The sequence below is a fragment of the Shewanella sp. Koi 1 genome (genome assembly GCF_052907445.1).
Genome location: NZ_JBREJM010000001.1, coordinates 367,501 through 381,302 on the forward strand (window position 1 = coordinate 367,501; position 13,802 = coordinate 381,302).

The window sequence follows — 13,802 nt, forward strand, 5'->3', positions numbered from 1 at the left end:
TGCTTTGATTTGGATGCGAGATAATAAACCTATAAAAACAGTACGATAAGTGTATGTGCTTACAAGGGCAATACCACTTTAGACCTGTTAGTTGGCCTACTACCTACGCGAAGATTAGCGAAGGAAGATGTATGAATGGTCGAAATAGTCACGTTGGCTTGGCATCATGATATGTCTGGTGCGCCGGATGTGAGCCATAATTTTTGATTTCCTCTTCATATACAACTCCATTATGAGATTAGAGAAAATGATTGATACGTTTTATTACGGTATGGAGTTTATCTGTGTGTTATCAATAAAAATATGATCAGTGTCGTATTTTTAATTAGCTGTAATTATTTATTTCAATATTTTTACCAAATTTAATACAGTCAATCATCCTTAAGTATCATTATCTAAATAACGAAAGTAAATATTGTCAAATTAATAATGAAAATTAAAAAATGCATAAATTAATAAATGATAAATATCTAATTGCTCGCAAACCACAGTATTAATTTGCTTGGTGATTTATAAGGTACGCTATATTTGAATAAAAATGCAGATAAAGTCTTTACAAAATCACTTCAGTGCTTAAAGATGACAAAAAGCCGACACTTTTTCTCAATTTTGAGCATTTAGGGAAGAAACTTGGCGTTTTGAGGCAGGTTTGCCACTTAAGACTGGCGTAAATTAGCCCTAATCTAAAGGAGATAATGATGATGCATTTACATAAGTGGATAGTCGGACTTGGGTTATTAACAGCGGCATTCAGCTCGGCGCAGGCCATGACCTTATCGAGTAAAGATATTGGCGAAGGTCAGCAATTATCGAATCAATTTGTTTTTAATGGATTCGGCTGTAATGGCGAGAATCTTTCTCCCGAGCTCACTTGGCGTGATGCGCCCAAGGGCACAAAAGCCTATGCGGTGACGGCTTATGATCCAGATGCGCCAACAGGCAGTGGTTGGTGGCATTGGGCCGTCTACAATATTGGCGGCGAGCAACAACAGTTAGCCCAAGGTGCGGGCTCTAAAGCCAATGCCTTACCTAAAGGAGCGATTGCGCTGAAGAATGACTTTGGCACCACCGACTTTGGTGGCGCTTGTCCGCCGCAGGGGCATGGCATGCACAGATATATATTTACTGTGTGGGCGCTACCTTCGCCATTAGAGTTACCTAAAGAGGCATCTCCCGCGCTATTAGGCTTTATGCTCAATTCGCAGGCCTTAGGTAGTGCTAAGCTGACCGCTGTGTATCAGCGTTAATCGTGCAGGGCTGATGCATGATCCGCATGTTTGAATACGACTCTAAACTGGCGCAGTCACTTTCGCGGGTGCCAGTACATCAGCCCTCGATTATCCGCGTTATCCAAGGCGAGAAGTCGCTGCTCTGGCAAGATGATGCCCTGGCCGTGAATGCTGAGCAGCTATTATTGTTACCCGCCGGAAGCCATATCAGCTTCGTTAATCGACCGATGAGCGGGCGCTATCGAGCGGTGCAACTCCTCTTACCCTATGAGTTACCCTCAGGCGTTACGCTGGCGGCAACCGATAGGATGATACCAAAGCCCACGCAAACGATTTCACGCTCGGTCGATTTTGCCTGGAATGCGTTACTGCACAGCCTGACCCTAGCTCTACCCACATCGGTGCAGATGCATTATTTAGCCGCTTTGCTGCTGAGTCTGCCGCAGCAAGCGAGCGTCAATTGGCTTTACAGTCATAAACCTGCAAACGTGAGCCAAGCGGTGCTGGGCATACTGGGACAACATCCTTCAGCCCCATGGCAGCAAGAGGACATCGCCGACAAGTTGCATATGAGCAGTGCCAGTTTAAGACGTAAATTGGCACAGGAAGACACCAGCTTTAGGCAATTGCTCGCCGAAGTGCGTTTGTGTCAGGGCTTAACGCTGCTACAAAACTCTACGGATTCCGTGCTGCAAATTGCCTTGGCCTGCGGGTATTTGTCGGCAGAAAAATTCTCGGTGCGCTTTAAGCAGGCTTTTGGCCTGACACCCGCCGCGTATCGCCGTACTTTATGAATAATCTGAGCAGTGGAGAGGAGTGCCATCCTTGGCTGGGTTTGGTTAACCTTTCCAGTTTAAATCGAAGTCGTAGCGAACCCCGATAGCGATGCTGTTATCTGTATCTCGGTTGTCATTGTCTTGATATAAGTACTCTGCATGCAGGCGCACATTGTGGGTGGGATTCCACTCTATTGTGGTGTTAATACCTTGATAATTAAGGCTGCTATGGTCGTTTAACCCATCGTCGAATCGGAAGTAACCCAGCTTAAGCTTATAGTCCTGACCGAGTGGCAGGGCCAGTGCACTATCGAGGCTATAGCCCTCTCTGTCTTCGCCTTGATTGAGTTGGTAGTCCTTATATTGATAGGCAAATGCAAGATAGACACCATTGGTAAAGCTATAAGCCATTGCAAAGCCAATAGTATTTTCTTTGCCAGTATTAAGATTGGACTCGAAAGTATCCTGTTCTAGGTAACTTAGCCCCAGGTGCAACTGCTGCCAATCGAAGCCCACTCCAGCGTTCAGCATATCGGCACCACTGTTGGCCTCTTCGCTCTTAAATTGCGCTGATCCCATAAGGGTAAAATAGCCGATTTTGGCTTGATAAAGCGCGAGATTATCCGTAAAAAAAGGACTCTCCTGATTGTAGGCGAAAGGCGAGTTGGCATTATTGAAGATGTCGGTATATTCGGCGACTAGGCTATATTGTACGGGGCGTTGACGGCCGAGAGTGAATTGTCCCCAAGGAGAGCTTACGCCCGCAAAAGCTAAGCGTGCATCACCAAAGCTACCATCACCGTTCAGGTTTATTTTCCATTCACCCTGTGCCAGCAGTGCCCAGCCGGGGGCGAATTCAGTTTTACCCTTAATTCCTATACGTGAGAGTGCATCTCCGACATCCCAGTCGTCGGTCAAACTACTATCGCTGTAGACCAGCGTGGGTCTCACTGAGCCGTAGAGGCTAAGTTCGGTATTTTGCAGTTGAGTTGTTTGTTGTTCTAAGTGTTGTAGGCGGCGATCGAGTTGTTCCCAATCACTATTTTCTGCGGACATAGTGCCAAAAGGCAGTGTGAGACCGAGTAACAGTAGCGAGGTTTTATTCATAATTTTCCCCTTATTTTAGGGTGTAACGGGTTTTTAAGCTGCAACTAGCCCTGACCTTAAAGATCGCGGACATGGGTGTGGGTGACTCCCCCCGAATGGGGGGATACTGGCGTTAGTGACTAACTTGGAGTTGCAGGGACCCCAAGCAGTCAGCTTTTACTTGCTTTTAGGTAACTTCTGGAACCAGAGATTGTGGTGTTGTTTAGCCCAGTTCTCATCGCATTGTCCTGTGAGCATGCATTCCATACCACCTTCAGAGATCACTGTGGCCATATAGATATGTACGACTGTGAATGCCCCTAGCACGAAAGCGCTCACGAGATGCAGGATCAGGGCGAGATTGGCGCCATCTTTAGTTGCGACCAAGCTTGGGAACATCAAGACTAAACCCGAGCCAATCATCAGGGCGCCAAACAGGGCAAAACACCAGAACCAAAGTTTTTCGCCCGCGTTAGCAAAGCCTGCATCAGGGTGTTTACCTTTGAATGAGCCGAAGTTGAGGTAGCCGCCGAGCGCCTTAAACCAACCTAAGTCGCAGGCTTCGGGGAGCTGTTTGTTAGCCCATTTCACCACCATCACTAACCAACCCATTATAAAGGGGAAGGCCATAAGGTTATGAATGGCTACAGAGCTTCCAATAAAACCGATCCAACGTTCAGCGCCCATATTGGGTTCTAACCAAAAACGGCCTGCGATCATTGCCAGCCCGGTGCCGATCAATAGTAGACAGGCGATAGCTCCTATCCAGTGGAATAGCACATCCATCCCACTCCAACGGTTGACCTTTTGGCCAGAGAAGCCTTGAGTCAGTTTTGCCTTGCCGTTAATTAAAACAAACAGGGCTAAGACAAAAAACATCCCAAAGAAACTGTAGGTCAGTAGATCTGCCCACCAAGTCGCTGGAGCAAGTGTTTCGAGATAGCCTTGATTAACAGGCGCCAAAGGCGCAGGAAACTCGGGTTGTAGTGGCATACCTCGAAGTTCAGGAATGTCCCCTTGTACGGCGATTTCCTGTATGGGTTGCCATTGTTGAGGTTGGGGTATTAACGTTTCGCTCGCCAGTAGCGGTAAGCTGTAGATACCCGCAGTAAGACTAGTGATAGCAGTGATTAATCTGTTCATATTATATCCTTAAGCATCGAGTCGAGGCTTTTCAGATGAGGCATAGGCCCCTGTAATATTTAATCTGTTCGCCAAAAAGTCGGCTAGTGCCTTGGCATAGCAGTCCCAAAATTTGAGCTGAGCATGGTGTGACATTCCATTGGTGAAATCTTCAAACCAAGTACCGAGGTGTTGTTGTAAAAAACGCTGCGCCATCTGATTCAACTCATTGGCCACCGCAGGGTTTGTGTGGCTATGGTGGTGACACAAAGCTTCGGCACAAAACAGAAACTCCATTTCATTGCCAATGTAGTCAGCAGGTTCATTGAGTTTGTTATTTATTACCAAGCCAAGTTTTTGGTAAAACGAGGCCACAGCGGTGGTGTTGTCGGTGTTAAGTTGCCTTCCGCCATCGCGATATACAGACTCGTAAGGGGGGACTAACAACCGTGTCGGCCCGATACACATGCGGTTGTAGTCACATTCGAGTTCCATTGGTTCTGTGAGCCAGTTACGCGCCTCTTGCAACAGCATAGGATATTGCTGGTTATGCTCTAACCAAGTGATCAGCAGTTGCAGAGTGTCAGGGTTTGATGGGGTAAATAGCATCCCCTTGAACGCCTGATACCCTGTCGCTACTGGACCAAAATCTGCTGATGTCATAGCCGCTCCTTAACAATTACCATGTTAGGTTTAGTGACGCAGTTACCGTAACCAATCCCTTGTTTCGAGACTGAAGGTTTTTGAGCGAGAAGTTGGTTAATGCGGTCGGTATCAGGCATTTAACTGGGCAGCCATCAACACACGCAGGCTTAAGACCTTGATCAATTAGTTCTATGCACATATTGCATTTAGCGGCTTTACCATCAGTTTTCAGCATGACGACTGCATCGTAAGGACAGGCGCTGACACACAGACCACAGCCGGTACACTTATCGCGGTTAAGCACGACGAGTCCGTCACTGCGAACGGTATAAGCTTGGGCTGGGCAGGCTATTAAGCAGGCTGGATTGCCACAGTGCATACAGGAGTGGCTTAGCCATACGTCTACTGCGCCGTCATCGCGTTGTACTTCGTATCTGTCGACTTTACGAAAGCGTACGTCTTCGGGAAGTTCATTGTGGATTTGGCAGGCAATAGTGCAGGCTTGGCAACCGACACAGTTTTCTTGTCTGAAGACGAATCCGAGTTGATGTTTATTTTCCATGGGGTTCTCCATCAAGCTTTAGCCAAAGACACGCGGGTTGAATGGTAGGCAGAGCAACCACCCATATCGGTCAACCTGTCTGTTGTCAATGAGTTAGTACAACCTTCTGTGCCGTTAGGATTAAGTCTGAGCCAGTTACATTTAGGACTCATCAAGGTTCCTTGAGGGACGCCCGTCGTAATCATGGCTACAAACTTGGCATCACCGCGGTGATTACTGAGTTGAACTCTGTCGTTGTTTTTGATGCCGTAGGTTTTTGCATCTTCAGGATTGATTTTTACGTAGTAGGCAGGAATGGCGCGAATGTATTTTACATTGTAGAAAGAGCTATTCACCCGCTGTGGAACACCTGATGAGAGTAGGCGGAAGGGGAGTGCTTTTTCTTTGGCTTCCATCTCATCTTCGGGCAAACCCCAATCGAGTACAGGGTGAAAACCTGCATCGGCCATGAGCTGAGAACTAAATTCAATCTTGCCACTTGGCGTATCGTATTTACCATCGGCGAGTACAGGTTGGGGAATGTCTAGCTTGATGTATTTTTCCTTCATTAATCGCTCGTAGCTGACACCCTTATAGTAAGGTGAATCTGTTGTTAGCAACTCGCGAATGATGTCATCGTTACTGGCTTTGAAGGCGGGGTCTTCAAATCCCATGGCTTGACCTAATTCACGGAAGAAGGTCCAGTTGCACTTAGATTCTCCCAAAGGTTCAATGACTTTCTGACAAACTTGCACATAGTAGCCGTGGTAGTCGCCGACGATATCATCGGTTTCAAATTGGCTGGCCGCAGGCAGGATAATATCGCAGTACTGCAATGAGTCAGTCATGACCATATCATGGCCGACCACAAACAGATCTTCCCGTTTCATCCCTTCGATAACGGCATTGGTATCTGGGGCAACCACGACAGGATTACCGTTATAGATAATCATACCGTGGATGGGTTTACTCGGTTTGTCATGGCTGGTGGGATGCGTAGGATGTAGCGCCTTGGCTAGCTCCGTCATATTGATCCGCTGCGCATCAGGGTTGGAGCGCATATATTTACCGCTCGCTTGATACTGATTGAGTCCGCCACCTGCATGAACGTTATCGTAAATTAATCCGTTACCACGTTTACCAAAGTTTCCTGTAACGGCGAGCAACATGGCTACGGCGCGTGACATGCGGGCACCATTAAAGTTACGTTGGAAACCATAGCCCATTCGTAACATGGTTTTTTCGTTTTCACCTAGCACCTTGGCAAACTCGAACATTTTGGCGCGGGGAACCCCTGTAATCTTCTCGATTTCGTCGTAACTGATCTCATTTAAGCGTTGCAATAGGGCGTCGTAGCCGATGGTCTGTTCTGCGATAAACTGATGGTTAACAAGATCTTTCTCTACAAGATATTTCATTATGCCCGCGCAGAGTTGCACATCTGTACTGGGGCGAGGTTGCAGATAAATATCCGCTTGTGAACATAAGGGGGTCCGCTGCGGATTTACTGCTAACAGTTTGGTGCCGCGGTCGCGAGCTTGGTTAATAAGTTTGATAGCAATAGTGTTAGAAACAACTTCATCATGTCCCCAAGTTAGGTACACATCGCTGAGTAAGATATCCTCAGGATCTGGGCCTAGGAAGGTGCCATACAAGGATTCGAGTCCATCATAAGCGGCATAGGTACAGACTTTACGTTCAAGAATAGAGGAGCCGATACGGTTCCAGAAGCGCTCACCGGAGGCGGACATACCAATGGCGCCATAATTACCAGAATAGCTATAGGGAAGAATGGCCTCTGAACCGTGATCTGCAATGATCTGTTTGAAACGGCTAGATATCTTACTGTAGGCTTCATCCCAACTAATACGGCGCCATTTACCTTCTCCTTTGTTACCAACACGCTCCATTGGATGCAGGATTCTGTCTGCGGCATAGGTATACTGGACGTAGCTTTGGCCTTTTAGGCAGGGAGCCAAACCAGTCTTGGCTTGCTCTTCCGCTCCAGAGACATAGGTCATACGACCATCTTGTACTCTAAACTTGAGTAAACATCGGGCTGCACAGTTGCGTAAACAACTATGATAAACAACATCTCCATTGCGTTTTGCCAATAGACCTGTATTGGCACCTGGTTGTTTGGCATGTGCTATGCCGGGGGTTAACCCTGACAGAGAGGACAGCACAGCGCTTGCTGCAGCTCCCTGTAAAAACGTGCGTCTATCGATTTTCATCGTCATCACCCACCATTATTTGAACCTTAGGTTCGTTTTGATTATTGGCTTTGTGCCTTTTATATCGCCGGGGAACCGGCATGCCCCGAGAGAGTCCCGGGGCGAAATTACTTACATCACATAGGTTTGTAGTTGGTTTTGCCCATTGATTTGGCTAATGGTTAACAGCTTGCCACCTTGAACTAACAGTCCTTGTGGATTGGTGGTGCCAGCCAGCTTGGCCATAGGTGTTACTTCACCTGTGAGTAGATTGAGTTTTAGTACCTCGCTGCCATCATTGTTGAGGATCCAAGCTTGCTCACCTTGAACGCTGATGCCCGTTATCTGTGGTAATGCAGGAAGACCTTGCAGATTAGATTCGGCGGAGAGCGTCATATCTGTGCTGTCAAAGCGTGATAACACTAAGTGCTCATTGAGCGCATCGCGGGTCGTCACAGTGACAAATTGTGCGAGTGTATTGCTGTAACCCAATGCTAGGCTGTAGCTGGTTTTAGCGCGTACAGTGCTGAACTGGCCGCGAGCGGTTTCACCTATGCCATCGCTACTCTGATTAAAGCGGCGATAGTTCATTTCCCAGTTTTGTGCAGGATCTAGGGTCAATTCTGCCCAAGCCTTATTGAAGCCCATCACCAGCAGGCTGTTGGCGGAAGTAAAGGCAACTCCTTGAAGTGTTTCGATATGCAGCATATACATGCCATCAATTTGCGCTTGGCTAAGGATTTGCATCTGCTTATCAAGGATGTAGACCCAATTATCTGTCGTTGTCAGAGCATAAATTCCTGCATCGGCCTGATAATCAATGGCGGTTACGCGGCCATGTATTTCCGATGGTAATGTTTGTTCTGTGGCTAATTTTGCTCTTGGCGCTTCAGCAAATAACGGTTCTGTTGGCTGCCAAGTTTCAATATCAGGATTATCAATGGCATAAGCACCGCGAGCATTGGGGGCATAAGTTGGCCAGTGATCTAGTTCCCAGCTCATGTATTGAGGATTAAAAGACACTCGGCCAGGGCTATCTTGACCAACGAAGGGCAGAGGACCTGTTTGCGTAAAGGCTTGTACAATATTGCCACTGATCACGACGAGGAATACCCCACAGGCTACCTTAGGGAGCGTATCAAGTGGTTGCTTACCGTAGCCGTTATTCGGGAACTTATTGCCAAGTGTGAGCATGAGTAATGCCACAACAATAAGGACAACGACAAACACGAATAGCGCCCAAGTATAGGTATGAGCACCCATGATTTTCAGCGAGAAACCTTGACCAATATCACTACCTAAATTAATTGAGGTATGAACGGAGGCCATAAAGGCGCCATATATTCCGAGCCACACTAACGCAGCGATATATTTAGGTTTTAGACCAAAGCGAACGATATAGAGCGCAGTGAGTGCGACTAAAATCATAGCAGTGCGCTCTTGCCAACAGAAAGCACAAGGATTATCTAAATAAATGAAACCGAAAATAAAACAGGCAATACCAACGGGTAAAGCCATAATGATAATAGAAGCAAATGAAGCTAACTTGTTAAATAAATGCTCTTTCATGGTAGCCCTTTAATAATTGCCAATAGGAAGTAAAATGCCCCAAGACATCATTATCCAAATGAAGAAACTGAAACCTATGCAACCAAATAATAATTTGTCTGCGAGCGACTCTTTTTCCGGTTTTTTTAACACCAGATAAGCGGCAAATGCCGTGATACAAAAAAGTGTGAACTCCATTAACTACCTCTTTATTGACGTGTGACTTATCTCTTAAACGGCCGAGGCTAATCGCCATTCTCTTTCTAATCCATAAACAAGCTTTGATTTAACCCAGTTGAATGCGGGTGAGTTATTTATATTTCCATAGAGGATGTAATTGCCCACGGTTCTTTGTTCGCTGCGGATCTCTTTAATATCTTTAATCATCTCATCTGTTAATCTTCGATAATTTACCGAGGGGATCATATCGACAAATTGACGAGTAAATTGATTACAACTTAACGTGATGCTGTTAGATTGAGCGAGCATTTGCATGGCTGTTGCTACACTGTCGGTATAACCCGTTACATCCATTTGTAAGCCATTGTCACGGCAGAGGTTGACTAACAATGGACAGCTAAGATCGTTATAGTTATCGATTTCTAATAAAGGGTAATGCGATAATTGCTCTAACGACATTTCACCCTCTAATATGGGGTGATTATTATTGGCTAATATGTAGATATCCCCGGTTTCAGAAAAGATTTCATTATTGAGTCTGTTATCGTCAAAGCCTTCATAAACAACAACAAAATCAATGTCACCTGCTATCAGTTCATTGTTGCAGTCATGGCTTAGGCTGCGAACATCAAATCTAAGGTTGGGAGCTTCTGGTTGAATATAGTTAGCGATTACTTTGTGTACGGCATAAACGAATTCATCGTAGGCACGTATTACAAAATGACCACCTGATTCACTTGGTGTAAATACTGAGTGTTGGCGTTCGAGTAATTGATATTGTTCAACAAGATACTTGGCGTGTGGAATGAGTTCTTCCAATTTTTTAGTTGGAATTAATCCATGAGATTTACGAATGAATAAAGAATCCATAAAAATATCGCGTAGTGCATTTAATGTACGCGTGACGTTACAGTTGGATAAACCTAGTTCAGCTGCGGCAAGGTTACCTTGACCATGTTTGTAGACGGATAGCAAGACTCTAAGCTGAAGGTAATTAAGGTTATCTATTTTCATTGTCTGAACTCTTAGATTTATTTTTATATTACTATGAGTTCTTTATGGGGTTGTTGCCAAGATTAATGTGGCATTATTCCTTGGTTAATTCTTTTATTTATGAGTTTCCTCCTGTTTTTAAATGATTGAAATAATCTTATTTCTGATGGTGAAATTTAGCTTTTATTCGTTTTGTTTATGAATGTGTGAATGGATTCAAATATAAAGTTGAAATATATTTTGATATAAATATTTGTGATTTTTGTGCTTGCGTTATCTGTTATAGTGTTATAGGAAATCGTAAAAGCTAAATAACCATGTGATGTTGAGATTGAATGTTTGCTGTATTCTTTAGTGAATGTGTGATTAGTTATCCTTAATGTTCGTATATTGTTCATTTACAACAGTACTGCTGAATAGCATTACTCGTGTTATGTTTAGAGCTTAATTAATCGGAGGTTTTGATGGCAGAGGAACAATTCACTGAGACTGGTTTTTGGAACAAAATCAAAATGTTTGGTCGCCAAGCAGGGCGTGAAGTGGTTGAGCGTGCCCTGTGGCTTTACTATGCGGCGCAAAAGCCCAATACGCCTAAGTGGGCCAAGTCGGTGATTTTTGGGGCCTTGGCTTACTTTATCTCCCCCTTGGATGCGATCCCGGATTTGACACCTTTGGTGGGTTTTACCGATGACTTGGGTGCCTTAGCGGCGGCGCTCACTATGGTTATGCTCTATATTGATGATGAGGTGAAATCCCAAGCGGCTGATAAGTTGGCGCTGTGGTTTGGTGATGAGCCTACAGAGCCTAAGTCTTAGTCGCGAAATAGCGGCATCTTTTAGGCTAAAAATATGATTTCATTAGTGGTTAATGAATAGGCTTTACCCTAGTTTTTTAAGGGTAAAAATATTTTTTGTGAAACGTTTCACTATTGGTTAATTGCGCTATATGCTAGCGCTGTTTTGTGAACCCATTGTGTGTGTTTAGGCAAATAAATGAAAAATATTATGGCGGTGATCCTGTGGTTTATAGGAGTCTCTGCCGCCACCCCCGTGTTCGCCGATAAGGCCTCGCCAGAACAACTCGCCCGCCTGTACCTCGATTTTATGGCTCAGACCAGTCGCCAGAGTGAAGCCCTGTGGCCAGGATTTCGTCTCGACGATAAAGTGCACCTCTTTAGCTACGCAGGCAATGTTTGGTTGCGCCAACCCGGCGGTGAAATTATCCAAGACAACAGCGTGTTAGAGTCGGTTAACTTGCACTCTGGGTTATCGATTAACTTTGGTTTTCCCCAATATCAAGGGCAAGCGGGTGTGCTTATCCAGCTCGAGTCGCCGACAATTCAATTCGAAAGCACGACTAAAACCGCCGATTTACCTTTTGTGATTTGGGCCGGCAACAGTGTGCACGAGGCGTTTCATTTTTATGCCCAATCCGAGTGGCGGGTGTTAGAGGATGCGCGTCGATATGAAGGCGAGGTTTATCCACTCAACCTCGATGCCCGTTTTTACCGCTTACAGCTGTTCAATGCCTTAATGGCGGCCTTAAAACAACCCGATCAGCAGGCGCAGTATTTAGGCTATGCCGCTTACTGGCTACAAGTGTGGCGGCAAACGGCGCCTAACGAAGATAAAGTCAGTTATGTAAATGACTTAGTCGAAGGCAGCGCCAGATATGTCGAGTTAATTGCGGGTGCGCGCTTCTTAAGTCAAAACCAGTCCTACCTCGGCTATCAGCAAATCTTGCTGCAGTACGTGCAGGATTATTATCAACAACAGCAAATGCTCGGTGGCTGGACGGCCGAGGCCGAGAATATCGGCGCGCTGGCTGGAATATTGCTCGATAGCACTCAAGATGCCTATGTGTGGAAAGAGTCTGTGATGTCGGGCATGTTGCCCGTGGATTTACTGCTGAGTCGCATCAAGCCGATTGCTCCGCCCGTTGCCCAAAATATGGCGCAGAAGAAAAGGCTGCAGGACATGCTGGCTTACTATTCGGCGACTGAGCAAAAACTGACCCAGTTACTTAAGGATGTGCAGGACCCGAAAGTGCCGTTATTGGTGATGCCGAGTGTGAGCGATAGCAGCAGTTTTATCGACGTGGGTGAGGTGCGCTCTGGGTTTTATGTGGTGCCCTATCAAGAAGAAATGACCCAAGCCTATTTAGGTATGAGTTCACAATTCAGTAACTTAAATGTGAGTGGCAGTCCGTTGTTGGATGTGCCCTTACAGAATTATTGTGAGGGCATTGAAGCCGCAACTCTGTTACCTTTGGGGTTCACCTTTCAGCGCGAAGGTCAGTATTTGGTGTTCAATGAGCCGGAAATCCATGGCACCATCCGGGTTTCTGCAAGTGTTGTTGAGGGAAGAACCCTCTACTGTGCGATGAATTAATATGAGAAAAAATCAGCTCGAATTTACCTACATGCGCGGCATCGCGATTATTTTTATCGTGCTTGGCCACAGTATTTATAACTCTGGGGAAGGGTTTCCGTTACTGCTAGAAAATTTACTCAGGGGTGGCACGGCGTTGTTCGTGTTTATCTCTGGTTATTTTTTCCATCGGATTTTTTATAAGGACTTCGATTACGGTAAGTTTATGAAGAATAAGGTACAAAACGTACTTTATCCCTTTTTATTCGTTTCTGTTATTGGCTTGTTCTGCTTAAGTTTACGTTGGGTTTTCCTAGAGCATCAACCGCTTGAACAGGTGTTACTCAGTATTTTTTATACCGTGCGTAACGGCTACATCCTGTATCCGCACTGGTATATCCCGTTTATCATGGCGGTGTTTTTATTCTCGCCAGTGTTTTTGTGGTTTATCCGCTGCTCGCAGCAGATGCGTTGGACCCTATTCGTGCTGAGTTGTGTGGTAGCAATTCTGCTCCACAGACCCATAGGTAACGTCAATTTTATCCACTCAGTGGTGTATTTTATGCCTTTCTATTTGATTGGTATTTTATATTCCCAAGATGAACATATTGTGACGCGCTACGGCTCAATTTTCAGTGCGTTAGCGGTGATCTTCCTGGTTGTGAGTCTAGTCGAGCAAAGCTACATAGTGCAGCACATTGGTAACTACCATAAGGCGCCGTTTGAATATAATGGCATCGACTGGCAGTTTATCCAAAAGCTGAGTCTGTGTGTGTTAGTGCTTAACTTCTGTGATTGGTTGTCGAAACGCAGTCGCATCCCTTGGCTAGTCGAAACCGCCGAGATGAGCTTTGCAATTTTCTTCATCCATCCGTTATTCGACATGTTGTTTAATACGGTCGCCACAGTGTTACGTTATCGCTTACCACCGGGGTCTTGGGTCACCAGTATCCTGTTCTCGGCAGGGATTTTTATCTTCCTGATGGTGGGCAGTATTATCACGGCACGCTTTATCAAAAAACGCTTAGGCAACCGTTCACGCCTGTATATAGGTTGGTAACGCCAAGCGAGCTTACGCAGGGGAATTAAGTTTAAATTTA

Annotated in this window: 13 protein-coding genes; 5 read left to right on the forward strand and 8 right to left on the reverse strand. The window is 45.6% G+C overall.

Features of this window, described 5'->3' with window-relative positions; genetic code table 11:
• Positions 1-114: 114 nt before the first annotated feature.
• Positions 115-231 carry a leader peptide SpeFL gene (gene speFL / locus ACUZ8J_RS01755; RefSeq protein ID WP_374897525.1) on the reverse strand — a complete coding sequence of 39 codons (117 nt, stop codon included), beginning with the start codon at positions 229-231 and terminating at the stop codon, positions 115-117.
• A gap of 467 nt (positions 232-698) precedes the next feature.
• Here speFL and ACUZ8J_RS01760 point away from each other — a divergent pair, with 467 nt between their 5' ends.
• Both ACUZ8J_RS01760 and ACUZ8J_RS01765 read left to right on the forward strand, forming a co-directional pair.
• Positions 699-1,247 (forward strand): YbhB/YbcL family Raf kinase inhibitor-like protein, encoded by a 549-nt coding sequence (locus ACUZ8J_RS01760; RefSeq protein WP_446692886.1) that lies wholly within the window; start codon positions 699-701, stop codon positions 1,245-1,247.
• Positions 1,248-1,264: 17 nt separating this feature from the next.
• Complete coding sequence (locus ACUZ8J_RS01765) at positions 1,265-2,023, forward strand: helix-turn-helix transcriptional regulator (RefSeq protein ID WP_446692887.1); 759 nt, start codon at positions 1,265-1,267, stop codon at positions 2,021-2,023.
• A 45-nt stretch (positions 2,024-2,068) separates the two neighbouring features.
• On the opposite strand, the gene ACUZ8J_RS01770 is transcribed toward ACUZ8J_RS01765, so the two are convergent.
• The 7 genes from ACUZ8J_RS01770 to ACUZ8J_RS01800 form a co-directional block, all read right to left on the reverse strand.
• Entirely contained in the window at positions 2,069-3,112 is a 1,044-nt protein-coding gene (locus ACUZ8J_RS01770; RefSeq protein ID WP_446692888.1) for a porin, read from the reverse strand.
• A 156-nt stretch (positions 3,113-3,268) separates the two neighbouring features.
• Positions 3,269-4,234 (reverse strand): formate dehydrogenase subunit gamma, encoded by a 966-nt coding sequence (locus tag ACUZ8J_RS01775; protein ID WP_126512119.1) that lies wholly within the window; start codon positions 4,232-4,234, stop codon positions 3,269-3,271.
• Positions 4,235-4,243: 9 nt separating this feature from the next.
• Entirely contained in the window at positions 4,244-4,876 is a 633-nt protein-coding gene (locus ACUZ8J_RS01780) for a TorD/DmsD family molecular chaperone (protein WP_446692889.1), read from the reverse strand.
• A 16-nt stretch (positions 4,877-4,892) separates the two neighbouring features.
• A complete protein-coding gene (locus ACUZ8J_RS01785; RefSeq protein WP_446692890.1) occupies positions 4,893-5,420 on the reverse strand; it encodes a 4Fe-4S dicluster domain-containing protein in 528 nt (175 codons plus the stop codon).
• Between the two features lie 11 nt (positions 5,421-5,431).
• Positions 5,432-7,633 (reverse strand): molybdopterin-dependent oxidoreductase, encoded by a 2,202-nt coding sequence (locus ACUZ8J_RS01790; RefSeq protein ID WP_446692891.1) that lies wholly within the window; start codon positions 7,631-7,633, stop codon positions 5,432-5,434.
• A gap of 111 nt (positions 7,634-7,744) precedes the next feature.
• Positions 7,745-9,181 carry a disulfide bond formation protein B gene (locus ACUZ8J_RS01795; protein WP_446692892.1) on the reverse strand — a complete coding sequence of 479 codons (1,437 nt, stop codon included), beginning with the start codon at positions 9,179-9,181 and terminating at the stop codon, positions 7,745-7,747.
• A 210-nt stretch (positions 9,182-9,391) separates the two neighbouring features.
• Positions 9,392-10,354 carry a LysR family transcriptional regulator gene (locus ACUZ8J_RS01800; protein ID WP_126512116.1) on the reverse strand — a complete coding sequence of 321 codons (963 nt, stop codon included), beginning with the start codon at positions 10,352-10,354 and terminating at the stop codon, positions 9,392-9,394.
• 443 nt (positions 10,355-10,797) lie between these two features.
• On the opposite strand from ACUZ8J_RS01800, the gene ACUZ8J_RS01805 reads away from it, so the two are divergent.
• From ACUZ8J_RS01805 to ACUZ8J_RS01815, 3 genes are all read left to right on the forward strand, one after another.
• On the forward strand, positions 10,798-11,148 hold the full coding sequence (locus ACUZ8J_RS01805) for a YkvA family protein (RefSeq protein WP_446692893.1): 351 nt from the start codon (positions 10,798-10,800) through the stop codon (positions 11,146-11,148).
• A gap of 177 nt (positions 11,149-11,325) precedes the next feature.
• Positions 11,326-12,723, forward strand: coding sequence for a hypothetical protein (locus tag ACUZ8J_RS01810; protein WP_446692894.1), 1,398 nt, complete (start codon positions 11,326-11,328; stop codon positions 12,721-12,723).
• 1 nt (position 12,724) lies between these two features.
• Complete coding sequence (locus ACUZ8J_RS01815) at positions 12,725-13,762, forward strand: acyltransferase family protein (protein WP_126512114.1); 1,038 nt, start codon at positions 12,725-12,727, stop codon at positions 13,760-13,762.
• Positions 13,763-13,802 lie beyond the last annotated feature (40 nt).